Source organism: Geodermatophilus sp. SYSU D00814 (assembly GCF_054050055.1).
Map to the genome: position 1 here is coordinate 181,732 of NZ_JBJGYP010000006.1, position 25,847 is coordinate 207,578.

Consider the following 25,847-nt stretch of genomic DNA (forward strand, 5'->3'; position numbering starts at 1 on the left):
AGCCGCACGCGGCGCCTAGCCTGGCCCGGTGCCACCCGCCGACGGGCTCCCCGGCCACCCGGACTACCGCTTCACCCTCGCCAACGAGCGCACGCTGCTGGCCTGGCTGCGGACCGGCCTGGCCCTGGTCGCCGCGGGCGTGGCGGTGGCGTCCTACGTCCCCTCGCTGGGCACCTCCTGGGGCGGCGGCGCGGCCGGCCTGGCGCTGGTGGGCACGGGGCTGGGTGCGGCGCTGACCGGCTACGCGCGCTGGCGGGGCAACGAGCGCGCCATCGCCGAGGACCGGCCGCTGCCGGCGGCCCGCGGCACCGTCGCCCTCGTCACCGCGGTCGTCCTGGTGCTGCTGCTGGTCGCCGTCCTGCTCGCGGTCGAGGTCGCCGCGCGGTGAGCGGCCGGGAGACCCAGCCGGAGCGCACGCGGCTGTCCTGGCAGCGCACCGGGCTCGGCCTGCTCGGCATCGCGGCGCTGCTGGGCCACCACGGGCTGCGCGCCGGCGCCACCGCCCCGCTGCTGCTCGGCGCCGCCGTCGCCGTGCTCGGGCTGGGCGTGCTCACCGGGCTCGCGCCGTGGCGGGCCCGGGAGCTGGACCGGCGGCCGGCGGCGGCGCCGGTCCCGGTCGCGCTCGCCACCGCGGCGGTGGCCGCGGCGGCGGTGGCCGCCGCGGTGAGCGTGCTCAGCCGCTGACGACCTCCCGGTCGACGACGCCCAGGCGGCCGAGCAGCTCGAGGAACACGACGGCGAAGTCGTTGTCGGCGACCTCGCGCCGGACCTCGGCCCAGTCGACCTGCTCGCGCAGCGCCCGCGCCACCGGCAGCAGCCGCGCGAAGTCGCAGTAGTGCTCGTCGAGGGCCATGAGCTTGGTGGTCAGGATGTCGGTGGCCGCCAGCACCGGCATGTGCACCGAGAGCACGGGACGGTCCTCGGCGCGCTCGATGAGGTCGGCCTCCACCGGCCGGCCGCAGGTGCGCCACAGGACGTCGACGAACGAGTTGCCCTGGACCACCTTGGTCAGCCAGTCCTCGGCCGGGTCCTCCACCTGCAGGCCCGCGTCGGCGAGCACCTTGGTCGCCCGCTCGGCCTCCTCGGCGGTGACCAGGAAGTCGGCGTCGTGGTCGGGCTCGGGGGCGCCGCGCACCCACGCGGCGTAGCCGCCGCACAGGGCGAAGGGCACCCCGCCCTCCTTCAGCGCCACGGCGACGCGCTTGAGGAGGTCACGGATCTCGTCGCGGTCGGAGGGCTGCACGCGCGTGCAGCTACCCGCCTCCGGGCATGGCACTCCTCGTGCGCATCGCCACCTTCAACATCCTGCACGGCCGCACACCCGAGGACGACCGGGTCGACGTCGACCGGCTGGCCACCGCCGTCAAGACGCTCGACGCCGACGTCCTGGCGCTGCAGGAGGTCGACCGCGACCAGCCGCGCTCCCTGAACGCCGACCTCACCGCCGTGGCCGCCGAGGCGATGGGCGCCGTCGACTCGCAGTTCGTCGCCGCGCTGGCGGGCACCCCCGGCGGCACCTGGATGGCGGCCACCGGCGACGAGCAGCCCGGTTCGGCGAGCTACGGGATCGCGCTGCTGTCCCGCCACCCGGTGGTGTCCTGGCGGGTGGTGCGGCTGCCGGCGCTGCCGGGCCGGGTGCCGGTGTGGTTCCGCGGCGCGCGGCGGCCGATGCTGGTCAGCGAGGAGCCGCGGGTGGCGGTGGCCGCCGTCCTCGACGGCCCGCACGGCCAGTTCACCGTCGCCTGCACGCACCTGTCGTTCGTGCCGTACTGGAACTCCGTGCAGCTGCGCCGGCTGGTGCGCTCACTGCGGGGGACGCGGGAGCCGCTGGTCGTGCTGGGCGACCTCAACATGGAGCCGCGCAAGGCCACCCTCGTCAGCGGCCTGCGGCCCCTCGCCAGGGCGCTGACCTTCCCGGCGGAGGTGCCGGCCCGGCAGCTCGACCACGTGCTGGCCCGCGGCCGGCTGGCCGCCACCGGCCCGGCCGAGGCGGTGCGGCTGCCGCTGTCGGACCACCGCGCGCTCGTCGTCGACGTCGAGCCCACCTGACCGGCGTCCGTCCCGCGCCGCCGGCCGGGCGGCCGGCGGCGCGGGAGGGGTCAGCGGCGCCGGTTCTCCGGCAGCTGCACCCCGGCGCGGTTGGGCTTGTCGGTGGGGTGGGCGTAGCGGATGCGGTCTGGCGGCAGCGGGAAGCTGTGGTCCTCGCCGAACGGCGACAGCGGGCCGGCCATCTCACCCAGGAACTCGGTCACCGGAGGGCCGGCGTCCTCCGACTGACCCCAGGTCGGCTCGACCAGGTGGGCGTGCTTCTCCTTGCGCTTGGCCATCTCGCCTCCGTGCTCGGGCGCACCCACGGGTGCGCGTTCGGCGCCATCCTCTCGCGCCGCTCCTCCTACCCGCACGACGCCCGGCCGCGACACGGGTTCAGCGGGACCGGCGGGCGGTCCGGGCGCCGTAGAGCGTCGGCAGTCCCTCCGCGGTGAGCACCCACTGCCCGCTGCCCACGGGGGCCGCCCGCACCTCCCCGCCGTCGAGGCCCTGCACCTGGCGGGTCCGCCACACCGAGGTGCTCACCAGGGTCAGCCGCACCGGCTCGTCGTCGGGGTCCCACTCGTCGTAGCCCTCCGGCTCGAAGGCCACGATCGCCGGGCCGGCGATGCGCAGCAGCCCGCGCTGCCACGGGACGGCGGCCAGCGCCCGGCGCCAGCGCAGCGCCCGCGCCAGCGCGCCCAGGCCCGCGGCGGCGGCCACCAGCCCGCCGAGCACCAGGCCCACGACCACCAGCCCGGCCAGGGGCAGCGGGCGGCCACGGTCCTCGGCCACGCTGACCGCGACCGCCCCCAGGAGCACCGCGAGGACGACGGCGATCACCCCGCCGGCCAGCCACCGCAGCGCGCCGGCGCGGTACCCCTCGAGCGCCGCGCGGGTGTGCGGGTCGTCGGCGGCCGGCTGCACGTCGCCCATGCTCGCAGGCCCGGCGCCGGGGGCGGCACCCGCGCGCGGGGACGTAACGTGGTCCGGATGCCTGCCGACCGTCCCGCCACGCTGTCGGCGTGGCTGCGCACCCGCAGCGACGCCCAGCTCGCGGCGCTGCTGGCCGCGCGCCCCGACGTGGCCCGCCCCGCACCGTCGGACGTCATCGCCCTGGCCAGCCGGCTGGCGGTGCCGGTGTCGGTGGACCGGGCCCTCGACGACCTCGACGCCGCCACGCTGCAGGTGCTCGACGTCGTGCTGCTCGCCCCCACCGACGGCGTGGAGGCCGCCGAGGTCGCCGCCTCGCTGCCCGGGCTGCCCGAGGACGTCGTCGCGGCGGCCGTCGAGCGGCTGACCACCCGGGCGCTGCTGTGGGGCGACGACGTCCTGCACGCCCCCGACCACGTGCGCCGGGCGGTGCGCTACCCCGCCGGGCTGGGCCGCCGCGCCGCCGAGCTGCGGGTGACCCTGCCGGCCGACCTGCCCGCCGCCGTCGGCGCGCTGGACCCCGCCGAGCGCCAGGTGCTCGAGCGGCTGGCCGGCGACCGCCCGGTGGGGCACCTGCCCGAGACCGGTGGCGGCGCGGCCTCCCCCGCGCGGCGGCTGCTGCAGGCGGGGCTGCTGGCGCGCGTCGACGCGCTCAACGTCGAGCTGCCGCGGGAGATCGGGCTGCTGCTGCGCGGCGACCGGCCCTACGGCCCCTCCCGCCCGGAGCCGCGGCCGGCCGCGGTCGAGCGCGACCCCGCCGCCGTCGACCGGCAGGCGGCCGGTGCCGCGCTGGAGGCGGTCGGGCGGGTGGGCGAGCTGCTGGCCGTCCTCGAGGACGAGCCCGCCGGGCTGCTGCGCAGCGGCGGGGTCGCCGTCCGCGACCGCAAGCGGCTGGCGAAGGCGCTGTCGGTGTCCGAGGCCGACGCCGGCTGGCTGCTCGAGCTCGCCTTCGCCGCCGGCCTGCTCGACGTCGGCGGCCCGCACCGCGACGAGTGGCTGCCCACCCGCGGCTACGACCTGTGGCGCGAGCAGCCGCTGGCCGACCGGTGGGCGGCGCTGGCCGCCGGGTGGCTGGACAGCCCGCGGCTGCCCTCGCTGGTCGGGCAGCGCGACGTGGCGGGCAAGGCGGTCAACGCGCTGTCCCCCGACCTGGTGCGGCACACCGCGCCGGCGATCCGCCGGTCGGCGCTCGCCGCGCTGGCCGCCTTCCCGCCGGGCTCGGGCCTGGCGCCCGACGACCTCGTCGCCCTGCTGCGCTGGCGGACGCCGCGGCGCGCCGACCGGCTCGCGCCGGTGCCCGACGTGCTCACCGAGGCCGCGCGGCTCGGCGTGCTGGTCGGCGGGGTGCTGTCCACCGGCGGGCGGGGGCTGCTGGCCCGCGGCGAGGAGGGCGCCGCCGACGGGGTGCAGGGCCTGCTGCCCGAGCCGGTCGACCACGTGCTCGCCCAGCCCGACCTCACCCTCGTCGCGCCCGGGCCGCTGGTGGCCGCGCTGGCCGACACGCTGTCGGTGGTCGCCGACGTCGAGTCCTCGGGCGGGGCGACGGTGTTCCGGGTGTCGGAGTCCTCCGTGCGGCGGGCGCTGGACGCCGGGTGGTCGGCCACCGACCTGCACGACCTCTTCGCCCGCTCCTCCCGCACGCCGGTGCCGCAGGCGCTGGACTACCTGGTCGACGACGTGGCCCGGCAGCACGGCCGGCTGCGGGTCGGCTCGATCGAGTGCTACGTGCGCTCCGACGACCACGGGCTGCTGTCCCAGGTGCTCGGCGACCGGCGGACGGCAGGCGCCCAGCTGCGCCGGCTGGCACCGGGGGTGCTGGTCAGCGGGCTGGGCGCCGACGAGGTGCTCACCGTGCTGCGGGACGCCGGGTACGCCCCGGCCGGGGAGTCCCCGGGCGGCGCGGTGCTCACCCGCCCGCCGGCGCGGCCCCGTGCGGCCGGCCGCCGGCCCGGGCCGGCGCCGTCGGCGGTGGCCCGGCCGCTCACCGAGGCGGAGGCCGCGGCCACCGTGCGGGAGATCCGGGCCGGCGATGCCGCGCTGGCCGCCCGGCCGGCCGCGCCGGTGCGGCAGGTCCCGGGCGTCACCACCGCCGGCACGCTGGAGGTGCTCTCCCGCGCGATCCGCGACGGCGTGCCGGTGTGGCTGGGCTACGTCGACGCCCAGGGCAGCGGCAGCCAGCGCGTGGTGCAGCCGGTGTCACTGGCCGGTGGTTTCCTCCAGGGGTGGGACGAGCGCCGCCACGAGAACCGCACCTTCGCGGTGCACCGGATCACCTCGGTGGCGCTGGTCGACGAGGAAGCACCGGCCGCCGGCAACGGTTGACCAGTCAGACGCCCGCCGAGGAGAGGCTCCCCATCACGTGAACGACGGACCGCTCATCGTCCAGTCGGACAAGACCCTGCTGCTCGAGGTCGACCACCCGCAGGCCCGCGACTGCCGCGCGGCCATCGCGCCGTTCGCCGAGCTCGAGCGCTCTCCCGAGCACGTCCACACCTACCGGGTCACCCCGCTGGCGCTGTGGAACGCGCGCGCCGCCGGGCACGACGCCGAGCAGGTCGTCGACGCGCTGGTGCGCTACTCGCGCTACCCGGTGCCGCACGCGCTGCTTGTCGACGTCGCCGACACCATGGACCGGTTCGGCCGGCTGACGCTGGTCAACAACCCCGTCCACGGCCTGGTGCTCACCACCACCGACCGCGCCGTGCTGGAGGAGGTCGTCCGCTCCAAGCGGGTGGCGCCGATGATCGGGGCGCGGATCGACCCCGACACCGTCGTCGTGCACCCCTCCGAGCGCGGCCGGCTCAAGCAGGCGCTGCTCAAGGTGGGCTGGCCGGCCGAGGACCTCGCCGGCTACGTCGACGGGCAGGCGCACCCGATCGAGCTGGCCCAGGACGGCTGGCACCTGCGCGACTACCAGCGCGAGGCGGTCGAGGGCTTCTGGGCCGGCGGCTCGGGCGTCGTCGTCCTGCCGTGCGGCGCGGGCAAGACGCTGGTCGGGGCCGCGGCGATGGCCGAGGCCAAGGCGACCACGCTGATCCTGGTCACCAACACCGTCTCCGGCCGGCAGTGGAAGCGCGAGCTGATCGCGCGCACCTCGCTGACCGAGGAGGAGATCGGCGAGTACTCGGGCGAGCGCAAGGAGATCCGCCCGGTCACCATCGCCACGTACCAGGTGATGACCACCCGCCGGAAGGGCGAGTACCGGCACCTGGACCTCTTCGACGCGCAGGACTGGGGCCTGATCGTCTACGACGAGGTGCACCTGCTGCCCGCGCCGATCTTCCGGCTCACCGCCGATCTGCAGTCCCGCCGCCGGCTGGGGCTGACGGCGACGCTGGTGCGCGAGGACGGCCGCGAGGACGACGTCTTCTCCCTCATCGGGCCCAAGCGCTACGACGCGCCCTGGAAGGACATCGAGCAGCAGGGCTACATCGCCCCGGCCGAGTGCATCGAGGTGCGGGTCGGGCTCGACGACGAGGAGCGGATGACCTACGCCGTCGCCGAGCCCGAGGAGCGGTACCGGATAGCGGCCACGGCGACGTCGAAGCTGCCGGTGATCCGGCGGGTGCTCGAGCGGCACCCCGAGGAGCCCTCCCTGGTGATCGGGGCCTACCTCGACCAGCTCGAGGAGCTCGGGCGGGCGCTGGACGCCCCGGTGATCCAGGGGTCGACCACCAACCGCGAGCGGGAGAAGCTCTTCGACGCGTTCCGCGCCGGGGAGATCCGCACGCTCGTCGTGTCGAAGGTCGCCAACTTCTCCATCGACCTGCCCGAGGCCGCGGTCGCCGTCCAGGTGTCGGGGACGTTCGGGTCGCGGCAGGAGGAGGCCCAGCGGCTCGGGCGGGTGCTGCGCCCCAAGGCCGACGGCCGGCAGGCGCACTTCTACACGGTGGTCAGCCGCGACACCCTCGACGCCGAGTACGCCGCCCACCGGCAGCGGTTCCTCGCCGAGCAGGGCTACGCGTACACGATCGTCGACGCCGCCGACCTCGCCGGCCCGGGCGAGGTCAACGGCCCCGACTGGGTGGACGAGCCCGCCGATTAGCGCCGCTCTCCTGCAGCCCCCGGTCCCTCCGGACCGGGGGCTGCGGTGCCCTCACTCCTCGGTGAGCTCGTGCAGGACGTCGGCGGCGTCGGCGTTGCCCTCCTCGGCCAGCCGGCGCAACTCGGCCAGGTCGCCCCGCTCGCTGGCCCGCTGCACGAGCTCGTCGGCGGCGTCGCGGTAGCCGAGGTCGGCCAGCCGGCGGAGCTCGGCGAGGTCGCCCTGCTCGCCGGCCAGCTCGATCAGCTCGTCGACGGCGTCGCGGTCGCCCTTGGCCGCTCGCTCGCGGAATCCGGCGTACTCGGGTCCGGTCATGCCTGCAGGATGCTCCCGTGGCCGGTGAACGGGACCTCGACCGTCTGCTGTCCGGCATGGCGCCACGGCGTGCGCCCGGGACGTACGTCTTCACGACCGTGCCGGGCTCCGAGGTGCCCGGCGGGCTGACCCCCGTCGCCACGGTGCGGGAGGACGAGGGGCTCACCCTGGTCCTGCCCCGCGAGGAGGCCGACCGGGTGGGGCTGTCCTACGACCACGTGGCGGCCCGCATCACGCTGCTGGTGCACTCCGACCTCGCCGCGGTGGGTCTCACCGCCGCGGTGAGCACCGCCCTGGCCGACGCCGGGATCAGCTGCAACGTGCTGGCCGGCTACCACCACGACCACCTGTTCGTCCCCGCGGACGAGGCCGACCGCGCCCTCACCGTCCTCGAGGGACTGACCCGTCCCTAGTAGGGCGGTGGTTCGGTGGTGGCGGTGAGGCCGGACGGGGTGGTGACGGTGAGGGTGCCGTCGGGGGCCATGTGGTGCGTCCATCCCGGTGCCTGAGGAAGGACCCCGTCCTCCCCGCCCTTCGCAAGCTCAGGGCGGGACCCTGGACGGGGCCGTCGAGCGGTGGTGGCCGGTGCAGTAGCCGGCCAGGTTGGCGGCGGCGGTGGGGCCGGCGGGCCAGGGGGTGTGGTGGTCGAGTTCGCCGTGGCGGGGGACGGGGCGGCGGCAGCCGGGGAAGCGGCAGCGGCGGTCGCGGGCGCGCACGAACCGGTCCAGGGCGGCGGCGGGCCGGTAGCCGGGGCTCTCGCCGGGTGCGGTGAGGCCGGTGCCGGTGCGGGCGGCCTGCTGCAGGGCGGACAGGTCGGTGAGGGCGAGCAGCGCGCCGCCGAGGGTGTGGGTGAGGGCGAGGCGGGGCCGGTCGGCCAGCCCGCCGCCGGCGGTGCGGGCGAGCAGGTCGGCCAGGTCGTGCCGGGACTGCTGGGTGGCGGCGGCGAGGGCGGTGAGTGCGTCGGGTGCGGCCGAGACCCGGCCGGCGGCACTGCTCGCCCCGGTGGCCTCATCGGCGGCGTCGGCGCGCTGCGCGGTGGCCACCGTCCGGCGGGCGTGCCCCAGAGCGCGCTCGAGGGTGAGCAGGGCGGTGCCGGCGTCGTCGACGGCGCGGTCGGCGCGCCCACCACCCGTCGGGCACGGCCGGGCCGGGGCGGTGCCCTGGGGGCGCCAGTGGTGGTGGGCCGTCGGGCCAGATTTCGGGCGGTGGCCCGTCCTCGTCGAGATAGCAGGGGGCCGGCTCGGCGTCGAACTCCCCGGCCAGCACCCGCTGTTCCAGCTCCTCCGCCCAGCGCGCGAAGTCCTCCGCCTCGGACACCACCGCGAACGTGCCCACCCTGTCGGCCGGCTCGGGCTCGGGCTCGGTCGACTCAGACTCGGTCGGCTCGGTGTCGGCTGGCTCGGTGTCGGTCGGCTGCGGCTCGTTTCGCTCCGGTGCGCTCGTCGCCGCGTCGTCAGGCGCCATGCCGTCCGGCTCGGGCTCGGGATGGCGCTCGGTCGCGTCTGCGGTTTCGGTCGCCGTCACGGTTGCGTGACCGGTGAGGGCGGCCAGTAGGGCACGCACCACCTCGGCCGGCACCACCTGTCCATCGATCTCGCAGGGCTGGTCCCCGCCGAGCAGCGCGCCCACGGGGGCGACCACGCTCAACGCCACCTGCACCGGCGGCACGCCGGTCTCGCCGGGGCGCAGCACCAGGTCCAGCAGGCAGTCGGCCATCTTCTGCCCGCGGCTGCGGCCATCGGCGGGCAGCGCGTCGGCGCAGGCGCCCAGCGCCGCGAGCAGCGCGGCGGCCTCCGGGGTGGTCAGCAACGCCGACACCACACTCATCCCGGCGGTGCGGTCCGGGCGGGCGGATACCCCGCGCCGGCGCAGCGCGCGGGCCAGGTGGCGGGCGGCGTCCCGGGCGGCGTGCTTGAGCACCACCCCGCGCACCTTGTCGCCCAGCTGCGCCGGGGTGGTCACCGACCGGCCGCCCAGCCAGCCCAGCAGCTCGGCCTCGATCCGGGCGCGCAGCGCGTCATCGCCGACCGGGGCGACGTGCTCGAGCAGGCACCACAGGTGCCCGGCGTGCAGCACCCCGGCCTGCAGCGCATCGAGCGCCCCCGGCAGCCGCTGCACCAGGGTCAGCGACCGTGCCAACTCCTCCTCCGCCCGCTGCGCGGTCACGTTCAACGCGATCGCCAGCTCGTGCGCGGCCCACTCGCTGACCGGCCGCAGCACCTCGGCCCGCGCCGCCCACCGCTCCGCCGACATGGCCCCCGCCTCACCGGGCTGCCGGTCGGCCGAGGCGGGCCGGGTCTCCGCGAACGCCGCGATCGCCCGCGCCCGCAACGCCGTCTGCCAGGAGACCTCCCGGTCGGCGGCCTGCACCGCGCCTAGCGGCCCCGACGCCCGGCCCACCACGGGCTCGTCGACCGCCAGGACCTCCGTCACGTCTTCGATCATACGTTCGATGGACGACGATGACAAGGTGAAGCCGCAGGTCAGAGCGGAGGAAGGTGGCGATTCCGGGACTAGCAGCCTCGTGAGTTCACCGTGGACACCCGCTCGACACCGCTCGACCGACTGCTCCCCGGGCTTCCCTGAAATACAGTTCGTCCATGTCCACGAGGGACCTGCAGGCACTCGTCCGGCGACGGCTGTGGGAGCTGGGCGGGTCCGTGTACGAGGCCTCCCGCCGCGCGCGGGGGGCGGTCGGCCCCGAGGTGCTCGAGCGGCTCGCGCACACCCGCGGCTGGGCGCTGATCAGCCCGTGGATGGCCGGCCACCTCGCCCGCGCCCTCGACGTCCCCGAGAACCGGGTGCGGCGCGCCGCCGGGCTGCCCGAGGTCCCCGACCCGCGGGCCGACGTGCCCACCGGCCCGCACCTGCGCCTCGTGCGGAACGGCGAGGACCGGGGCTGATCAGCCGACGGCGGCGCGCGCCGCCGTCCAGGCGGCGATCTCCGCCCGCGACCGCACGCCCAGCCGCGCCAGGATCTGCTCGACGTGGGACTCGGCGGTGCGCGGTGAGATCACCAGCCGGGCCGCGATCTGCCGGTCGGTCAGGCCCTCGGCCACGAGCCGGGCCACCTCCTGCTGCCGTGCGGTGAGCGGGCTGGGTCCGGCACCGGCCGGCGTCACGGACGGCGCCGGCCGCTCGTCGAGCGCCAGGGCCACCGCGCCTGTCCGGTCCAGAGCGGCGCCCTCCCGGTGCAGGGCTCCCCAGCGGCGGTCGCCCAGCGCGCGGCGGGCCGCCGTCGTGCACTCCTCGCGCCGCCGGGTCAGCGGGGCGGGCAGGTCGGCGGGGATGGACCGCCACACGGCCTCGGCCGCGCCGCCGAGCCGCGCCGCGCGCTCCCACGCCCCCCGGGCGGCGGCGGCCCAGCTCAGCGCCTCGATGCACAGCGCCGTCCCGCTGCGGTCGTCCACCTCGCGCATCAGCCCGAGCGCGGACCGCTCGAGCGCGGTGGCCTCCTCCGCCTCCCCGGCACCCAGCCGCACCAGGCCCAGTCCCCACAGCGCGTGCGACCGGGTCCAGGGGTCGCCGCGCTCGGCGAGCGCGAGGCTGCGGGCGAACGCCTCCGCGGCGTCCGCGTCGCGCCCGGCGAGCAGCGCGGCGACCCCGACGTCGGCCCAGCAGAAGGCCTCGTACCGCCCGTCGGCCGCGGCGTGCCGCGCCGCCGCCTCGCGCAGCAGCCGGTCGGCCGCGGCCAGGTCGCCGTCGAACAGCGCCGCCTGGCCCAGGTACTGGGTGGCCGAGGCGACGACGGACGGCGCGCCGCAGGCCTCCCCGAGCTCCCGCGCCCGGGTGAGCAGCGGGAGCGCCGCCGCGGGGTCGGTCGCGGCGAGCGCGAGGAAACCGGCGGCAACCATGCCCCGGGCCCGGGTGCCGGACGGCTGCGGGCACGCGGCGAGGAGGTCCTGCAGCCGGCGGCGCCCCTCCCCCAGGTGGCCGCGCGCCGCCCAGTACAGCCACAGGTCGGCCGCCATCGCCAGTCCCCGCACCGCGTCCTCGGCCAGGTACACGTCCAGCGCGGCGCCCAGCTCCGCGTGCACGGCGTCGAGCCGGTCGAAGGCGGCCACCTGACCCGGCTCCACGAACTCCGCCGACGCCGCCGCGACCAGCCGGGCGCACCAGCCGGCGTGCCGCAGCCGCACCGCGGGCGCCTCGCCCGCGGCGTCGAGCAGCTCCCGGCCGTAGGCGCGGACCGTCTCGAGCATCCGGAACCGGCGGCCGCCCGGCCCCGGCACGGCCTCCAGCAGCGACGCCGCCACCAGCCGGTCGAGCGCGTCGAGCACCGCGGCGGCCGGCAGCACGTCGTCCGCGCACACCGCCTCGGCGGCCGCCAGGGAGACGTCGCCGGCGAACACCGCCGCCCGGCGCCACAGCACCCGGTCGGCCTCGGTGAGCAGCTCGGCGCTCCACTCCATCGTGGCCTGCAGCGTGCGGTGCCGCTCCGGGACGGCGGTCCCCGACCGGCGCAGCAGGCCGAACCGGTCGTCGAGGCGGCCGGCGAGCTCGGCCGGGGTCAGCGTCCGCAGCCGGACGGCGGCCAGCTCGATCGCCAGCGGCAGGCCGTCCAGGCGCCGGCACACGGTGGCGAGGGCGGCGTCGTCGGCCGGGCCCAGGACCAGCCCCGGCACCGCCGCCGTCGCCCGCTGGACCAGGAGCGCCACGGCCTCCGACGGCGTCGCGGCCCCCGGCCGGTCCCGGGGCGGGACGCCGAGCGGGGGGATCCACAGCACCGCCTCCCCGTCGACGTCGAGCGGCACCCGGCTGGTCGCGAGCACCCGCAGGCCCGGGCAGGCGGCGAGGAGGGTGTCCACCAGCACGGCGCACGCGTCCCGCAGGTGCTCGCAGTTGTCCAGCACGAGCAGCACCTGGCGGTCGCCGACGACCTCGGCCACGGTCGCGGGCAGCCAGCGGCCGGACACGTCCCGCACGTCGAGGGCGCGTGCCACCTGTTCCCCCACCCGGGCCGGGTCCGCGACGGCGGTGAGGTCGGCCAGGGTCACGCCGTCGGGGAACGACCGGCGCAGGTCGGTGCCCGCGCGGACCGCCAGCCGGGTCTTCCCGACCCCGCCGGGGCCCACGAGGGTCACCAGGCGGGCGCCGGACAGCAGCCGCCGCACCTCGGCCAGCTCGGCACGTCGCCCCACGAACGAGCTGCGCTCGGCCGGCAGCCCGCGGCTGCGGTCGAGCCGGTGCCCCGCCATGCCGCAGGACCGTAGCGACGCCCGTACCGGAGAGGGGGCGTTCCCGTACCGCCACCCGGGGTTCTCCCGATGTCCCCCGCAGCGGGGCCGGACAGGGTGGCCGCCGTGGACGGCACCCGGCGCACGGGGAGGTCGGCGCCCCCCGGGGACGCGGACCTCTTCCTCGTCGAGTTCTGCGCCACCTGCGCGGCCGACGACGCCGCGCAGGTGCACTCCGCCCTGCGGTACGCCGTCCGGCGCCTGGCCGCCGCCGGGACGGCGATCCGCTGGTGCAGCGGGCTGCTGGTCCCCGCCGAGCACCGGGTCCTGTGCCTGGTGGCGGCCGGCAGCCGCGACGACGTCGTCCTCGCCCGGGACACCGCCGCGCTGCCGACCGCGAGCGTCCACCGGGTGCGCCCGCTCCCCGATCCCCCGTCCCCCCGAAGCAGAGGCAGGTCCTGACGTGTCCGCTCTCGACGACACCCGCACCGGCCGCCGTCAGGCGGCCCCTCCCGGCACCCCGGCGCGCGGCTTCCGCAGCTGGGCGGCCCGGCACCCGATCGGCGCGTTCCTGGCGATCGCCCTGCCCCTCGGCTGGGTCGTGCTCGGGATCCCCGCGCTGGCCGAGCACGGCGTGATCCCGGGCGGGGCGCTGCCCGGGGAGCTCTTCGCCCTGGCCGCCACCGTGCTGGTCCTGCTGCCCACCGCCGTGTGGGTCGTGTCGGTCACCGAGGGCCGGGCGGGCGTCCGGGCGCTGTTCGCCCGCACGTTCCGCTGGCGGTTCGGCGGAGGCTGGTGGCTCGCGGCCCTGGCCGCCCTGCCGGTGGCCACCGTCGCCGTCGGTCTGCTGCTCGGCCGCTCGCTGACGGCCGACCCCGTGTCGGTCCTCGTGGAGGCCGTGCCGCTGATGCTCCTCCCGGTCGTGCTGGTCAACCTGTGGGAGGAGACCGTCTGGGCCGGCTTCGTGCAGACCCGCCTGGAGCGCCGGCACGGCCTGCTCGCGGGCTCGGCGCTGACCGCCGTCGCCTTCGCCGCCATCCACCTGCCGCTGCTCCTGTGGGGTGAGATCACGGTGGAGTCGGTGGCGACCGGGCTGGGGATCGTGTTCGGCGCCGCGCTCGTGTTCCGGCTGCTGGTCGGCGTGTTCCTGCGGGGGGCCGCGGGCAGCGTCCTGGCCGTCGCCGTGCTGCACGGTTCCTGGAACGGCAGCAGCGGCGAGGACGGGCTCGTCGACGACCTGCTCTCCGGCGGGCAGCCCGTCCTCGCCGCAGCCGTCGCCCTGGTCGTGGTCACCGCGGTCGCCGTCGCCGTCGTCCGGCCCGACCTCACCCGGCGCTCCCGCTCCTGACACCGGTCCCGGCGCGGGGGGGGGGGGGGGGGGGGGGGGGGGGGGGGGGGGGGGGGGGGGGGGGGGGGGGGGCGGGGGCCGGGGCGCCCGGCCCCCCCCCCCCGCGCCCCCCCCCCGCGCCGCGCGCGCCCCCCCCCGCCACCCACCCCACCCCCCCCCCCCCCCCCCCCCCCCCCCGCGGCCCCCCCCCCCCCCCCCCCCCCGCCGGCCCCCGCGGTCGCGTGCGACGGACCGGTCCGCCCGCCACGTGAGACACGCCACCCACCGACCGCGGCCGACGGCGTCCGTGCAGGTCAGCGGCGTGCGGACCGGCGCGTATACGTCGTCGCGCGGGAGGCGCGCGGGAGGCGGCCGGTTGGGCGTGTCTCCGCCGCCGCAGGCAGGATGGGCCGCGAGATGGCGAGTGCAGCACGGGCCGGGGCGGTCGCCCCGCAGACGACCAGCCGACCGCTCCGGGCGTGGCAGCAGGCCGCCCTCGAGCGCTACGAGGAGGCCGCCCCCAAGGACTTCCTCGTGACCGCGACCCCGGGCGCGGGCAAGACGACCTTCGCCCTGACGCTGGCCGCGCGGCTGCTGCAGCGGCGCGAGGTCGCCCGCGTGATCGTCGTCTGCCCCACCGACCACCTGCGGCTGCAGTGGGCCGACGCGGCCGACCGGATGGGCATCGTGCTCGACCCCGGCCTGACCAACGCCGTCGGCCCGGTGCGCGCCGGCACGCAGGGCTACGTGACCACGTACGCACAGGTGGCGGGCAAGCCGATGCTGCACGCCGCGCGCGCCACCGCCGTCAAGACGCTGGTGGTCCTGGACGAGGTCCACCACGCCGGGGACGGGCTGTCCTGGGGCGAGGCGATCGAGGAGGCCTACGGCTTCGCGGCGCGCCGGCTGTGCCTCACCGGGACGCCGTTCCGCACCAAGGCCGACGAACGGATCCCCTTCGTGCGCTACGAGGAGGACGGGTTCGAGGGCGACGCCGGGGAGGCCGGCGCCGGGCTGGTCAGCCGCGCCGACTACACCTACGGCTACAAGGAGGCGCTGGCCGACGACGTCGTCCGGCCGGTCGTCTTCGCCGCCTACACCGGTACCTCCCGCTGGCGGAACTCCGCCGGGGAGGTCGTGGCCGCGTCGCTGTCGGAGGCCGGCACCCGCTCGGTGGAGATGGCCGCCTGGCGCACCGCGCTGGACCCCAAGGGGCAGTGGGTGCCGCACGTCATCGCCGCGATGGACGAGCGGATCACCCACCTGCGCGAGCACGGGGGCATGCCCGATGCCGCCGGGCTGGTGCTGGCCAGCGACCAGGACGACGCCCGCGCCTACGCCCGCATCGTCAAGCGCATCACCGGCAAGGCGCCCGAGCTGATCCTCTCCGACGACCCCAAGGCGTCGAAGAAGATCGAGCGCTTCGCCGCCGGCTCGGCGCGGATCGCCGTCTGCGTGCGGATGATCTCCGAGGGCGTCGACGTGCCGCGCGCCGCCGTCCTGGCGTGGATGACCTCCTACCGGACGCCGCTGTTCTTCGCCCAGGCCGTCGGCCGCGTCGTCCGCTCGCGGGCGTCGCACGAGACCGCCACGGTGTTCCTCCCCGCCGTCCGGCCGCTGCTGGGGCTCGCGGCGTCGCTGGAGAAGGAGCGCAACCACGTCATGCCGCCGCCCAAGGCGGCCGACCCCGAGGCGCTCGACCTCGACCCGCTGCCGCCCAAGGAGCGCGAGGCGGTGGGCTTGAAGCAGTGGGAGGCGCTGGAGGCCGACGCCCGCTTCGCGCACGTGCTGCACGGCGGGACGGCGCACACCGGTTCCGACGGCGTGGCGGTCGCGCCCGAGGACGAGGAGTTCCTCGGCATCCCGGGCCTGCTCACCGCCGAGCAGACGGCGTCGCTGCTGGCCCGGCGAGACGACGAGCTGCGGCTGCGGATCGCCCAGCGGGTGCACGACGAGGACACCGGCGAGCTGCCGGTCGTGGAGGACCACCCCGACGAGGACCTCTCCGACGACGCCGCCGGCCGCTCGTGGCGCGACGCCGCCGAGCTGCGCCGCGAGGTCAACCGCCTGGTCGCGCGGGTGGCGGCGAAGACGTCGCGGCCGCACGGGGTGGTGCACACCGAGCTGCGCAAGTCCGTGCCCGGCCCGCCGTCGGCGTCGGCGTCGGTCGAGGTGCTGCGCGCCCGCCGGGAGCGGCTCCGCACGATGCTCTGAGGCCGCCCGGGGCCGGGCACTTCCGCGGAAGTGCCCGGCCTGCCGGCCGGTGCCACCCGTTCGGGTCATCCCGGGCCCGTGACCGGTTCACCGCCGGTGCGCCGGGGCACCCGGGCGCCGCGGCGGGAGGACCCCGGGGAGCCCCGACGGTGTGGCCCCGCCGCAGGGAGGGAACCGCCATGCGTCTCGGAACCGCCATCGTGCTGCTCGCGCTGGGCGCCGTCCTCACCTTCGCGCTGCGCGTGGACGTCAGCGGCATCGACCTGCAGGTCGTCGGCTGGATCCTCATGGCCGCCGGTGCGCTGGGCATCGTGCTCGAGGTGGCCCTGTGGGGCCCGCGCCGCCGCCGCGTCACCCGGACCGACGCCTACGCCCCGGGCGCGCCGGCGCGGCGGACGACCACCGACGAGACCTACTGACCGCCCGGGCTCCTCAGCCGGTGGGGAGCAGGCCCCTCGACGCGGCGACGGCGACCGCCTCCGTGCGGCTGCCGGCGCCGAGCTTGGCCAGGATGTTGCTCACGTGCACGCTGGCGGTCTTCTCGCTGATGTAGAGCTCGCCGCCGATCTGGCGGTTGGTGCGGCCCCGGGCGAGCAGCGCCAGCACCTCGGTCTCGCGCGGCGTGAACACCGCCGCCGGAGCCACGGCGCGACCGGCGCCGGGCAGCTCCAGCCGGGCGCGGCGGGCGAGCGCGGCGGCGGCGTCGGCCAGCGGCCGCGCACCCAGCGAGCGCGCGGTGTCGGCGGCCGACGTCAGCGGCCCGAGGGCGGCGTCGCGGTCGCCGCTCGCCACCAGCGCCTCGGCCAGCCGCCACCGGGAGCGCGCCTGCTCGTAGACGTGCCCGTAGCCGAACGCCTCCACCGCGGCCGCCCACAGCTCCGGTGCGGCGTCGCCGGCCAGCCGGGCGGCCTCGGCGTCCAGCCGCGCCACCCAGGCCTCGGCCTCGACCCCGTGCGGCCCGACGGCGCGGGCGTGGTCGGCGACCGCCGAGCGGCCCAGGACCACCAGCGACTCCCCCGCCGCGGTCCACTCGGCCAGCGCCGCGGCGTCACCGGTGCGCCGGGCGGTGACGGCGGCGTCGGCGACCGGGGCCAGCGCGGTGGCCACCAGCCGCACGACGGCGAGCCGCTCGTCGCCCCACAGCTCCGTCAGGGTGGCCGCGGCACCGCGCGCGGTGCCCAGCGCGGTGGCCGGGTCGCCGGTCCAGGCGGCGAGGTCGATCTCGGCGCCCGCGGTGGCCACGAGCAGCAGCACGTGGGCGTCCAGCCGCCCGGCCAGGCCGCGCGCCCAGGCGATCCGCGCGGCCGCCGCCGGGTCGCCGCGGCCGACCTGCACCAGCAGGCCCGCGGCCCGCACGTGCGCCGCCATCTCCGGCACGCGGGCCAGCCGGTCGGCCAGCGCCAGGCTGCCGTCCCAGTCGCCGAGCACGTACCGCGAGACGACGCCGAGGTGGCGCAGCTCGGCCGCGTAGAACGACCACTCGACGCCCAGGACCTGCGCCCGGGTGAGCCCCTCGTCGCTCCAGCGCAGCGTCTCGCGCACCGCCCCGGCCTCGTAGGCGACGATCGCCAGGTTGAACAGCACCCGGATCTCGACGTCGGCGTCGCCGGAGCGGCGGGCCCGCGCCAGCGCCTCCTCCAGCCGCGCGGTCAGGCCGTCCCCGCCGCGGGAGCGGGCCAGCGTCACCGCGACGTCGGCCCAGGCGCTGTCGAGGCCGAGGGCGTCGGCGGCGGCGAGGGCCTCCTCGGCGGCGGCGTCGCCGTCGGCGCGGCGGCCGACCTCGTAGCAGGCCCGCGCGTGCGTGGCCGCGGCCCAGGTGCGCACCGGCGAGGGCGGCGCGGCCGGGACCAGGGCCATCGCCGCGGTGGTCTCGCGCACCGCGGAGGCCTGGTCCTCGATGCGGGCCAGCGCCTGCGCCAGCGTGTAGTGCACCCGGGCGCGCAGCTCGCGGTCGCCGTCGGGACCGAGGACGTCCTGCGCGGCCCGCAGCAGCGCCACGGCCCGGTGCAGCTCCCCGCCGCGGCGGGCGGCGGTCGAGGTCTCCAGCAGCAGCTCGGCCTGGCCCCGCCCGGCGCGGTCGGCGGCACCGGGCACCGCCGGCCACAGCGCGAGCGCGGCCTCCAGGTGCTGCAGCTGCTCGGCCGGGGCGCCGACGCGGCGCGCCTCGTCGGCGGCCTCCAGCGACGCGGCCAGGGCGCCGGCCAGGTCGTTGCTCTCCCGCAGGTGGTGGGCCCGCTCGGCGGCGGTGCCCGCGGTGGGGACGGCGGCCAGGTGCGCGGCGACGGCGGCGTGCAGCCGGACCCGCTCGCCGGGCAGCAGGTCGGCGAGGACGGCCTCGCGCAGCAGCGCGTGCCGGAAGCGGTAGGCGCCGTCGGGACCGACGACGAGCAGGTGGGAGTGCACCGCCTCGGCCAGCGCCCGCTCCAGCTCGGCGTCCGACAGCCCGCCGACGGCGGCGACGAGCTCGTGCCGCACCCGCCGGCCGGCCACCGCGGCCACCCGCAGCACCTGCTGCGCGCCGGGTGCCAGCTGCTCGACCCGGGTCAGCAGCACGTCGGTGAGGCCCAGCGGCAGGGTCTCCCCCGCCAGGCCCGCGGCCAGCAGCTCCTCGGCGTAGAAGGCGTTGCCCTCGGCGCGGGCCACGACGTCGTCGACGGTGCGGTCGGGCACCCCGGCGGCCAGGCCGCGCACCAGCTCCTCGACCGCGGCGTCGGGCAGCGGGGTGAGGTCGAGCCGCTCGACGCCGGGCAGCCGCACCAGCTCGGCCAGCAGCGGGCGCAGCGGGTGCCGGCGGTGCAGGTCGTCGGAGCGGTAGGAGGCGACGACGGCGACCGGCTCGTCGCCGAGCCGGGCGAGCAGGTAGCGCAGCAGGTCGCGGCTGGAGCGGTCGGCCCAGTGCAGGTCCTCGAGCACGACGAGCACCGGCGCGTCGGACGCCAGCCCGGCCAGCGCGCCGGCGACGGACTCGAACAGCTGCAGCCGGCCGTCGTCGACCGGCGGGCGCAGGGTGCGCACCGGGCTGGGCAGGTCGGCGGCGTCGGGCTCCCGGCTCCCGACCCGGGCGGCGAACAGGCCCGCGGCGTCCTCGCCGAGCTCGGCGGCGACCGGCCGCAGCAGGTCGACGAAGGGCAGGTAGGGGAGGCCGACCTCGCCGAGGTCGACGCAGTGCCCGACGAGCACCCGCAGGCCGCGCGCGGTGGCCCGGGCGGTGAGCTCGTCGAGCAGGCGGGACTTGCCGACGCCGGCGTCGCCGGCGACGAGCACGGCCGAGCCGCGGCCGGTCACCGCGCGCTCGACGGCCGCCTCCAGGGCGGCCAGCTCACCGGCCCGGCCGACGAGGGGTCGCTCGTCCCAGCGCGGCACGGCGCCGATCGTGGCACGCGCCGGCGACAGGACGGGCGCCGCCACGTCTAGCGGGGCCGGCGCAGCCACGAACCGCGCCGCGAGCCGCGCCGGGTGCCGTGCCCGATCGACTGCAGCACCTCGCGCCGGTAGGCCAGCTCCGCCTCGAGTCCGGGGTTGGGGTAGGTGTTCACGACGGTCTCCTCGTGTGGTCGTCCGGTGGGGACGGCGACCACGGTCGGCCTGAGGCGGCACCCCGGGCATCGGGCGACCGGGCAGTCCTCGCCCGTCCCCGGGGTCTGAGGCCCCCTCAGACGCACCTGGCGCGCGCCTGGGGAGCCGGGCGGCGAGGCTGGGCACATGGCCGACCTGCCCCCCACCGTCTTCGTCCTGTTCGGCGCCACCGGCGACCTCGCCGCGCGCCTCGTGCTGCCCTCGTTCGACCAGCTCCAGCGGCGCGGCCTGCTGCCCGCGGACTGGCGGCTGATCGGCAGCGGCCGCGGCGAGCGGTCCGACGACGAGTTCCGCGACCTGGTCCGCCACGCGCTGGCCGAGCACGGCGACGGCGACCCGGCCGACGGGCTGCTCGACCGGCTGCGCTTCGCCGGCGGCGGGCACACCCCCGAGGACCCCGGGCAGCTGCTCGACGAGGTCCGGCGGGCCCGCGAGGAGATCGGCGCGGACGCCCAGCTGGTGCACTACCTCGCCGTCCCGCCCGGGGCGTTCGAGGGGATCACCCGCGCGCTGGACACCCACGGGCTGGCCGAGGGCGCCCGCGTCGTCTACGAGAAGCCCTACGGCACCTCACCGGAGGGGTTCCGCGAGCTCGACGAGCTGGTGCACTCCGTCCTCGACGAGGAGCAGGTGTTCCGCATCGACCACTTCCTCGGCAAGGAGGGCACCCAGGACCTGCACGTGCTGCGCTTCGCCAACGGGCTGTTCTCCTCGGTGTGGAGCCGCGAGCACGTCGCCCAGGTGCAGATCGACGTCCCCGAGACCCTCGACGTCGCCGACCGGGCGGAGTTCTACGACGCCACCGGCGCCACGCTGGACATGCTGGTCACCCACCTGTTCCAGGTGGCCGCCGAGGTGGCCATGGAGCCCCCGGCCTCGCTCGCGCCGGACGACCTGCAGGAGGCGCGCGAGACGGTGCTGACGGCGTTCCGCTCGCTGGCGCCCGAGGACGTCGTCCTCGGGCAGTTCGACGGCTACCGCGACCTCGACCACGTCGCCGACGACAGCCGCACCGACACCTTCGTCGCGGCGCGGCTGGAGGTGGACACCGACCGCTGGCGCGGGGTGCCGTTCCTGCTGCGCACCGGCAAGCGGCTGGCCGAGAGCCACCAGCGGGTCACCCTCGTCATGCGGCGCCCGGACGGGCCGGTGGGGCCGACGCCCGGGGGCGGCAACACCGTCTCGCTGTCGCTCAAGGGGGCCGGCTCCCTCGACCTCGGGCTGGTGGCCAAGCGCCCCGGCCCCGACCTCGACCTCGCCGTCGCGGGGGCGTCGCTGGACCTCGGGGAGGTGCCCGGCGGGGAGCCGCTGCCGGCCTACGCCTCGCTCATCCACGACGTGCTGGTGGGCGACCGGTCGCTGTTCACCACCAGCGCCGGCCTGGCGCAGGCCTGGCGGGCGGTCTCGCCGCTGCTCGACGCCCGGCCGCAGGTGCAGCCCTACGCGCCGGGCTCGTGGGGGCCGGAGGCGGCGGACGCGCTGGCCGACCCGTGCGGGTGGGTGCTGGGCGGCTGAGGAGGGTCCGGACCGGGCTCTGGTCGCCTCGCGGCGAGAAGCACGACGCGGCTCCAGCCCCCGACCGGGGTCGGGGCGGTGTTCCGCGACGGCGGTATCCAATTGGCACCCGGGGACACAGAATCGCCCGGTCCGGACAGAACCGACGGTACCCCTCTCCCCGGGGATGACACACCCGATCGCCGGGAACCCGGCCTGCCAGACTCCGGAGCCGTGGCCGACCTGACATCGACCGAGGCCGCCGTGCTCGACGCCGTCGACGAGACCGCCGCGGTCGACCTGCTGTGCCGGCTGGTCGCCGTCCCCTCGGTCGGCGGCTCGGCGGCCGAGTCGGAGGTGCAGGCCCTGGTCGCCGCCGAGCTCGACGGGCTGGGGTGCGACGTCGACCGCTGGGCGATCGACCTGGCGGCGGCCGCGACCGCCCCGGACGCGCCCGGCCAGGAGGTCGACCGGGAGGAGGCGTGGGGCGTCGTGGGCGCGCTGCCCGGGCGGGTCGAGGAGGACCCCGCGCTCGTGCTGTGCGGCCACTCCGACGTCGTCCCGACCGGCGACCGCGCGCTGTGGGACGGCGACCCGTTCGTCCCCCGGCTGGCCGGCGGCGCGGTGCACGGGCGCGGGGCCTGCGACATGAAGGGCGGCCTCGCGGCGGCGCTGGCGGCCCTGGCCGCGGTGCGCGCCGCGGGCGTGCGGCTGCGCCGGCCGGTGGCGCTGCACAGCGTGGTCGGCGAGGAGGACGGCGGCCTGGGCGCGTGGGCGACGCTGGCCCGCGGCCACCGCGGCGACGCCTGCGTCATCCCCGAGCCCACCGACGGCGCCGTGGTCACCGCCGCGGCCGGGGCGCTGACCTTCCGGCTGGAGGTGACCGGGCACGCCGCCCACGCGGCGATGCGCGACCGCGGGGTCAGCGCGGTGGAGCTGTTCGCCGCCGTGCACGCCGAGCTGCGGGCCCTCGAGGAGGAGCGGCAGCGCGACGCCGACCCGCGCTTCACCGGCGAGCGGTACCCGTTCGGGCTGTCGATCGGCACGGTGCACGCCGGGGACTGGGCCTCGACGGTGCCCGACCGGCTGGTCGCCGAGGGCCGGTACGGCGTGCGACTGGGCGAGCCGGTCGAGGCCGCCCGCGCGGCGTTCGAGGAGCGCCTCGCCGCGTTCTGCGCCGGGCACCCGTGGCTGGCCGGCCACCCGGTGCGGGTGGCCTGGACCGGCGGGGCCTTCGCCAGCGGGTCGCTGCCGGCCGGGCACGAGCTGCTCGGTGAGGTCCGCGACGCCGTCGTCGACACCGGTGGGGCCCGGCCGCCCGAGCGGGCCGTGACCGCCGGCACCGACCTGCGGCTCTACGCCGCGGCCGGGGTCCCCGCGCTGCACCTGGGCCCCGGCGACCTGCACCTCGCGCACGGCCCGGCCGAGCGGGTGCCCGTGGCCGAGGTGGCCGCCGTCGCCCGCGCGCTGGCGCTGCTCACCGTCCGGCGGTGCGGGGTCGCGTGATCGGCTACGAGGACTTCGCGGCGCTGACCGGCGACTCCCCCACCGCGCGCACCGAGTGGGCGGCCGTCGTCGCCGCGTGGAGCGAGCCGCACCGCCGCTACCACGACCTGCACCACCTGGCCGCCGTCCTCGGGCTGGTGGCCGAGCTGGGCGCCGCCGCCGACGACCCCGCCGCCGTGGCGCTGGCCGCCTGGTACCACGACGTCGTCTACGACCCCCGCCGCGGTGACAACGAGCAGGTCAGTGCCGAGCGGGCACGGGCGGGGCTGCGCGGGCTGGTGCCCGCGGCGCGGGTCGAGGAGGTGGTGCGGCTGGTGCTGCTCACCGCCGGGCACGACGCCGCGCCGGACGACGCCGACGGGGCGGTGCTCTGCGACGCCGACCTCGCCGTCCTCGCCGCGCCCCCGGAGGCCTACGCCGCCTACGCCTCCGCCGTGCGCGCCGAGTACGGCCACCTGACCGACGAGGTGTTCACCGCCGGGCGGATCGCCGTGCTGGAGTCGCTGCTCGCGCTTCCGGCGCTCTACCGGCTGCCGGCGACGGCGGCCTGGGAGGGTCGGGCGCGGGCCAACCTCACCGCGGAGCTCGCCCTGCTGCGCGCGCGGTCTTCCTGACCCGCAGCCCGGCGGCGGTCAGCCGGGCCAGCAGCTCCCGGGCGCCCACGGGCTGCGCGCCCGCGGCGACGGCGATGTCGTAGAGGTCCTCGGGGACGTCGTAGTGGTCGCCCTGGAACGCCCGGCGCGGGATGCCGAGCTCGGCGGCGACGAAGGCGTGCAGCTCGTCGTGGGAGACGTCGCTGACCAGGTGCGACCACCGGCGCCCCCGCCACGGCCAGACGGGGCTGTCGATCAGCACGACCACGGGCCCAGTCTGCCCGCCCACTACGGTCGACGCCGTGGACGAGATCCGCTGGGGCGTCGTCGGGCCGGGCCGCATCGCGCAGAGCGTGATGGGCGACTTCGCGCATCTGCCCGGAGCCCGGCCGGTGGCCGTCGCCTCCCGCTCGATCGACCGGGCGCGGGCGTTCGCCGAGCAGCACGGGCTCGAGCGCGCCCACGGCTCCTACGCCGACATCGTCGCCGACCCCGACGTCGACGTCCTGTACCTGGCCACCCCGCACCCGCAGCACCACGCGGTCGCGCTGGCCGCCATCGAGGCGGGCAAGGCGCTGCTGGTGGAGAAGGCGTTCACCGCGACGCTGGCCGGCGCGCAGGAGGTGGTCGAGGCCGCGCGCGCCGGCGGCGTCTTCGTCATGGAGGCGATGTGGACGCGGTTCCAGCCCGCCGTCGTCCGGCTGCGGGAGCTGGTCGCCGACGGCGCGATCGGCGAGGTCCGGTCGGTGCAGGCCGACCTCGGCGTCGACCGCGCCTACGACCCCGCCGACCGGTTGTTCGCCCTCGAGCTCGGCGGCGGCGCGCTGCTCGACCTCGGCGTCTACGTCGTCTCCTTCGCCCAGATGCTGCTGGGCGCGCCCGACACCGTCACCGCCGTCGGCTCCACCTACCCCACCGGGGTCGACGCCGAGGCGGCGCTGCTGCTCGGCTGGGCGGACGGCCGCTCGGCCACGCTGACCACCTCGCTGCGGTACCCGACGCCCGGGCAGGCCCGCGTGTTCGGGACGCAGGGGTGGGTCGACGTCCTCCCCCGCTTCCACCACCCGGCCACCATCGTGCTGCACCGCACCGGCGCCGAGCCCGAGGAGATCACCCTCCCGCCGGACGGGGTCGGGTACTCCCACGAGCTCGCCGAGGTCACCCGGTGCGTGCAGGAGGGGTCCCGTGAGAGCGCGGTCATGCCGCTGGCCGACACCCTCGCCGTGCAGGACGCGCTCGAGCAGGCGGCGCACCAGCTGGGCGTCCACCACCGCGAGGACCCGCACGTCCTCGGCTGATCAGGCCGCCGCCCAGGCCGCGCCGGTCGCCTCCTCCGGCGTCGGCACCCGGGTGGGCGTGCGGCCGGCCCGCCGCACGGCGCCGGCCAGCGCGACGGCGTCGACGACGGCGGCGCCGCCGGGGTCGTTGTTGAGGTAGACGAACACGTCCTCGTCGTCGGCCCAGGTGTCCGCCAGGCGCCGCGCCCACTCCTCGAGGACCGCCGGCGGGTAGCCCCAGCCCTCGGCGCCGGTGTGCAGCCGCAGGTAGCCCCAGGTCGTCGTCCGCCACAGCGGTGTCACCGGCCGCTCGGCCCGGTCGGCCCAGCACAGCGCGGCGCCGTAGCGCTCCAGCAGCGCCCGCACCTCGTCGGTCTCCCACGTCGCGTGCCGCGGCTCCACGGCGACGCGCAGGCCGGGCGGGAAGCAGGCGAGGCAGTCGCGCAGCAGGCCGACGTCGGCCTTGAGCGTGGGCGGCAGCTGCAGCAGGACGACGTCGAGGCGGTCCCCGAGGCCATCGGCGTGCCGCACGAGCCGGGCCACCGGTTCCTCGGGGTCGCGCAGCCGCTTGACGTGGGTGAGGTAGCGGCTGGCCTTGACCGCCCAGCGGTAGTCCGGCGGGGTCCGTTCGCGCCAGGCGGCGAAGGTGTCGCGCTCGGGCAGCCGGTAGAACGCGGCGTTGCTCTCGACGGTGGCGAAGTGCCGCGCGTGGTGCTCCAGCCACAGCCGCTGCGGCAGGTGCTGCGGGTAGAAGCGGCCGCGCCAGTCGCGGTACTGCCACCCCGACGTCCCGATCACCACGGCCACGGCGTCGGCCTACCCTCCGCACCCGTGGCCGACGCACCCGCCCGCTTCAAGGACCTCTGCATCGACGCCCGCGACCACCAGGCGCTGGCCGACTGGTGGTGCGCCGCGATCGGCTACGTCCGCCGCGACACCCTGCCCGACGGGACGCCGCGCGAGCCCGACTGGCCGGTGCTCATCGAGGACCCGGCCGGCGCCGGTCCGATGATCTGGCTCAACCCGGTGCCCGAGGAGAAGGTGGTCGAGAACCGGGTGCACCTCGACGTCGTCGGCGACTCCGCGGCGCTGCAGGCCGCCGGTGCCACGGTGGTGCGGGCCTCCGACGAGCGCCCGGGCCACGAGGCCGACGAGGACGCCGGCGAGATCGGCTGGGACGTGCTCGCCGACCCCGAGGGCAACGAGTTCTGCTGCTTCCCGCCCCGCTCCTGACCTGCCGACGGCGACTGCGGGGAACTCGCCGCCTGCGCCGAGCCCGGGACGACGACTTCCCCGCAGTCGCGAGCAGCCCACCGTGATCACCCCGGGTCCGGCGGGCCCTCCTCCGCGTCGAGGGCCCGCCGG

Annotated in this window: 27 protein-coding genes; 16 read left to right on the forward strand and 11 right to left on the reverse strand. The window is 77.7% G+C overall.

Annotated elements, in window-relative coordinates; genetic code table 11:
• Positions 1–28 precede the first annotated feature (28 nt).
• Positions 29–388, forward strand: coding sequence for a YidH family protein (locus ACI780_RS06655; protein ID WP_457001668.1), 360 nt, complete (start codon positions 29–31; stop codon positions 386–388).
• On the forward strand, positions 385–684 hold the full coding sequence (locus ACI780_RS06660) for a DUF202 domain-containing protein (RefSeq protein WP_457001670.1): 300 nt from the start codon (positions 385–387) through the stop codon (positions 682–684). Before ACI780_RS06655 ends, ACI780_RS06660 begins: the two co-directional genes overlap by 4 nt.
• Here the strand turns inward: ACI780_RS06660 and ACI780_RS06665 are convergent.
• The gene (locus ACI780_RS06665) at positions 674–1,243 is read right to left on the reverse strand and encodes a nucleotidyltransferase family protein (protein WP_456872892.1); all 570 of its coding nucleotides are present in this window, start codon (positions 1,241–1,243) and stop codon (positions 674–676) included. The two genes, ACI780_RS06660 and ACI780_RS06665, sit on opposite strands and share 11 nt — an antisense overlap.
• Before the next feature lie 26 nt (positions 1,244–1,269).
• Between ACI780_RS06665 and ACI780_RS06670 the strand changes: the two genes are divergently transcribed.
• A complete protein-coding gene (locus ACI780_RS06670; RefSeq protein ID WP_456872893.1) occupies positions 1,270–2,049 on the forward strand; it encodes an endonuclease/exonuclease/phosphatase family protein in 780 nt (259 codons plus the stop codon).
• A gap of 50 nt (positions 2,050–2,099) precedes the next feature.
• Here ACI780_RS06670 and ACI780_RS06675 read toward each other — a convergent pair whose 3' ends face one another.
• Complete coding sequence (locus ACI780_RS06675) at positions 2,100–2,327, reverse strand: hypothetical protein (RefSeq protein ID WP_089405286.1); 228 nt, start codon at positions 2,325–2,327, stop codon at positions 2,100–2,102.
• A gap of 97 nt (positions 2,328–2,424) precedes the next feature.
• Entirely contained in the window at positions 2,425–2,964 is a 540-nt protein-coding gene (locus ACI780_RS06680; RefSeq protein ID WP_456870144.1) for a hypothetical protein, read from the reverse strand.
• A gap of 57 nt (positions 2,965–3,021) precedes the next feature.
• Here ACI780_RS06680 and ACI780_RS06685 point away from each other — a divergent pair, with 57 nt between their 5' ends.
• Both ACI780_RS06685 and ACI780_RS06690 read left to right on the forward strand, forming a co-directional pair.
• On the forward strand, positions 3,022–5,283 hold the full coding sequence (locus ACI780_RS06685; protein ID WP_457001673.1) for a helicase-associated domain-containing protein: 2,262 nt from the start codon (positions 3,022–3,024) through the stop codon (positions 5,281–5,283).
• 37 nt (positions 5,284–5,320) lie between these two features.
• A complete protein-coding gene (locus ACI780_RS06690; protein WP_456870146.1) occupies positions 5,321–7,006 on the forward strand; it encodes a DNA repair helicase XPB in 1,686 nt (561 codons plus the stop codon).
• Between the two features lie 51 nt (positions 7,007–7,057).
• On the opposite strand, the gene ACI780_RS06695 is transcribed toward ACI780_RS06690, so the two are convergent.
• The gene (locus ACI780_RS06695) at positions 7,058–7,318 is read right to left on the reverse strand and encodes a hypothetical protein (protein ID WP_457001675.1); all 261 of its coding nucleotides are present in this window, start codon (positions 7,316–7,318) and stop codon (positions 7,058–7,060) included.
• A gap of 17 nt (positions 7,319–7,335) precedes the next feature.
• Between ACI780_RS06695 and ACI780_RS06700 the strand changes: the two genes are divergently transcribed.
• Positions 7,336–7,731, forward strand: a complete 396-nt coding sequence (locus tag ACI780_RS06700) for an ACT domain-containing protein (RefSeq protein WP_457001677.1) — start codon at positions 7,336–7,338, stop codon at positions 7,729–7,731.
• Positions 7,732–7,860: 129 nt separating this feature from the next.
• Here the strand turns inward: ACI780_RS06700 and ACI780_RS06705 are convergent, their stop codons facing one another.
• Positions 7,861–8,361 (reverse strand): hypothetical protein, encoded by a 501-nt coding sequence (locus ACI780_RS06705; protein WP_457001679.1) that lies wholly within the window; start codon positions 8,359–8,361, stop codon positions 7,861–7,863.
• Positions 8,327–9,751, reverse strand: coding sequence for a DUF222 domain-containing protein (locus tag ACI780_RS06710; RefSeq protein ID WP_457001681.1), 1,425 nt, complete (start codon positions 9,749–9,751; stop codon positions 8,327–8,329). Before ACI780_RS06710 ends, ACI780_RS06705 begins: the two co-directional genes overlap by 35 nt.
• A gap of 167 nt (positions 9,752–9,918) precedes the next feature.
• On the opposite strand from ACI780_RS06710, the gene ACI780_RS06715 reads away from it, so the two are divergent.
• A complete protein-coding gene (locus ACI780_RS06715) occupies positions 9,919–10,221 on the forward strand; it encodes a hypothetical protein (protein WP_457001683.1) in 303 nt (100 codons plus the stop codon).
• Here ACI780_RS06715 and ACI780_RS06720 read toward each other — a convergent pair whose 3' ends face one another.
• Positions 10,222–12,516, reverse strand: coding sequence for an ATP-binding protein (locus tag ACI780_RS06720; RefSeq protein ID WP_457001685.1), 2,295 nt, complete (start codon positions 12,514–12,516; stop codon positions 10,222–10,224). It abuts the gene before it with no gap.
• A 105-nt stretch (positions 12,517–12,621) separates the two neighbouring features.
• Here ACI780_RS06720 and ACI780_RS06725 point away from each other — a divergent pair, with 105 nt between their 5' ends.
• The 4 genes from ACI780_RS06725 (at position 12,622) to ACI780_RS06740 (ending at position 16,455) form a co-directional block, all read left to right on the forward strand.
• A complete protein-coding gene (locus ACI780_RS06725; RefSeq protein ID WP_456870152.1) occupies positions 12,622–12,957 on the forward strand; it encodes a hypothetical protein in 336 nt (111 codons plus the stop codon).
• A 1-nt stretch (position 12,958) separates the two neighbouring features.
• On the forward strand, positions 12,959–13,843 hold the full coding sequence (locus tag ACI780_RS06730; protein ID WP_457001687.1) for a CPBP family intramembrane glutamic endopeptidase: 885 nt from the start codon (positions 12,959–12,961) through the stop codon (positions 13,841–13,843).
• 396 nt (positions 13,844–14,239) lie between these two features.
• The gene (locus ACI780_RS06735) at positions 14,240–16,036 is read left to right on the forward strand and encodes a DEAD/DEAH box helicase (RefSeq protein ID WP_457001690.1); all 1,797 of its coding nucleotides are present in this window, start codon (positions 14,240–14,242) and stop codon (positions 16,034–16,036) included.
• A 179-nt stretch (positions 16,037–16,215) separates the two neighbouring features.
• Positions 16,216–16,455 carry a DUF6458 family protein gene (locus ACI780_RS06740; RefSeq protein WP_457001692.1) on the forward strand — a complete coding sequence of 80 codons (240 nt, stop codon included), beginning with the start codon at positions 16,216–16,218 and terminating at the stop codon, positions 16,453–16,455.
• 13 nt (positions 16,456–16,468) lie between these two features.
• Here the strand turns inward: ACI780_RS06740 and ACI780_RS06745 are convergent, their stop codons facing one another.
• Entirely contained in the window at positions 16,469–19,399 is a 2,931-nt protein-coding gene (locus ACI780_RS06745; protein ID WP_457001694.1) for a helix-turn-helix transcriptional regulator, read from the reverse strand.
• Between the two features lie 47 nt (positions 19,400–19,446).
• Positions 19,447–19,572, reverse strand: a complete 126-nt coding sequence (locus tag ACI780_RS06750; RefSeq protein WP_456873095.1) for a hypothetical protein — start codon at positions 19,570–19,572, stop codon at positions 19,447–19,449.
• Between the two features lie 166 nt (positions 19,573–19,738).
• Here ACI780_RS06750 and ACI780_RS06755 point away from each other — a divergent pair, with 166 nt between their 5' ends.
• The 3 genes from ACI780_RS06755 to ACI780_RS06765 all read left to right on the forward strand — a co-directional run bounded on the left by ACI780_RS06755 (position 19,739) and on the right by ACI780_RS06765 (position 23,226).
• Positions 19,739–21,127 carry a glucose-6-phosphate dehydrogenase gene (locus ACI780_RS06755; RefSeq protein WP_456873094.1) on the forward strand — a complete coding sequence of 463 codons (1,389 nt, stop codon included), beginning with the start codon at positions 19,739–19,741 and terminating at the stop codon, positions 21,125–21,127.
• A gap of 213 nt (positions 21,128–21,340) precedes the next feature.
• Complete coding sequence (locus ACI780_RS06760; protein ID WP_457001697.1) at positions 21,341–22,612, forward strand: ArgE/DapE family deacylase; 1,272 nt, start codon at positions 21,341–21,343, stop codon at positions 22,610–22,612.
• Positions 22,597–23,226 (forward strand): HD domain-containing protein, encoded by a 630-nt coding sequence (locus tag ACI780_RS06765; protein ID WP_457001699.1) that lies wholly within the window; start codon positions 22,597–22,599, stop codon positions 23,224–23,226. The genes ACI780_RS06760 and ACI780_RS06765 overlap by 16 nt, the downstream gene beginning before the upstream one ends.
• Here the strand turns inward: ACI780_RS06765 and ACI780_RS06770 are convergent.
• Positions 23,186–23,473, reverse strand: a complete 288-nt coding sequence (locus ACI780_RS06770) for a DUF4031 domain-containing protein (RefSeq protein ID WP_457001701.1) — start codon at positions 23,471–23,473, stop codon at positions 23,186–23,188. The genes ACI780_RS06765 and ACI780_RS06770 overlap by 41 nt on opposite strands.
• 34 nt (positions 23,474–23,507) lie before the next feature.
• Between ACI780_RS06770 and ACI780_RS06775 the strand changes: the two genes are divergently transcribed.
• Positions 23,508–24,503 (forward strand): Gfo/Idh/MocA family protein, encoded by a 996-nt coding sequence (locus tag ACI780_RS06775; protein ID WP_457001703.1) that lies wholly within the window; start codon positions 23,508–23,510, stop codon positions 24,501–24,503.
• Here the strand turns inward: ACI780_RS06775 and ACI780_RS06780 are convergent, their stop codons facing one another.
• Positions 24,504–25,289, reverse strand: coding sequence for a DUF72 domain-containing protein (locus ACI780_RS06780; RefSeq protein WP_457001705.1), 786 nt, complete (start codon positions 25,287–25,289; stop codon positions 24,504–24,506).
• Between the two features lie 24 nt (positions 25,290–25,313).
• Here ACI780_RS06780 and ACI780_RS06785 point away from each other — a divergent pair, with 24 nt between their 5' ends.
• Positions 25,314–25,715: a VOC family protein gene (locus ACI780_RS06785; RefSeq protein ID WP_457001707.1), complete on the forward strand. Its 402-nt coding sequence runs from the start codon at positions 25,314–25,316 to the stop codon at positions 25,713–25,715.
• Positions 25,716–25,847: the final 132 nt, after the last annotated feature.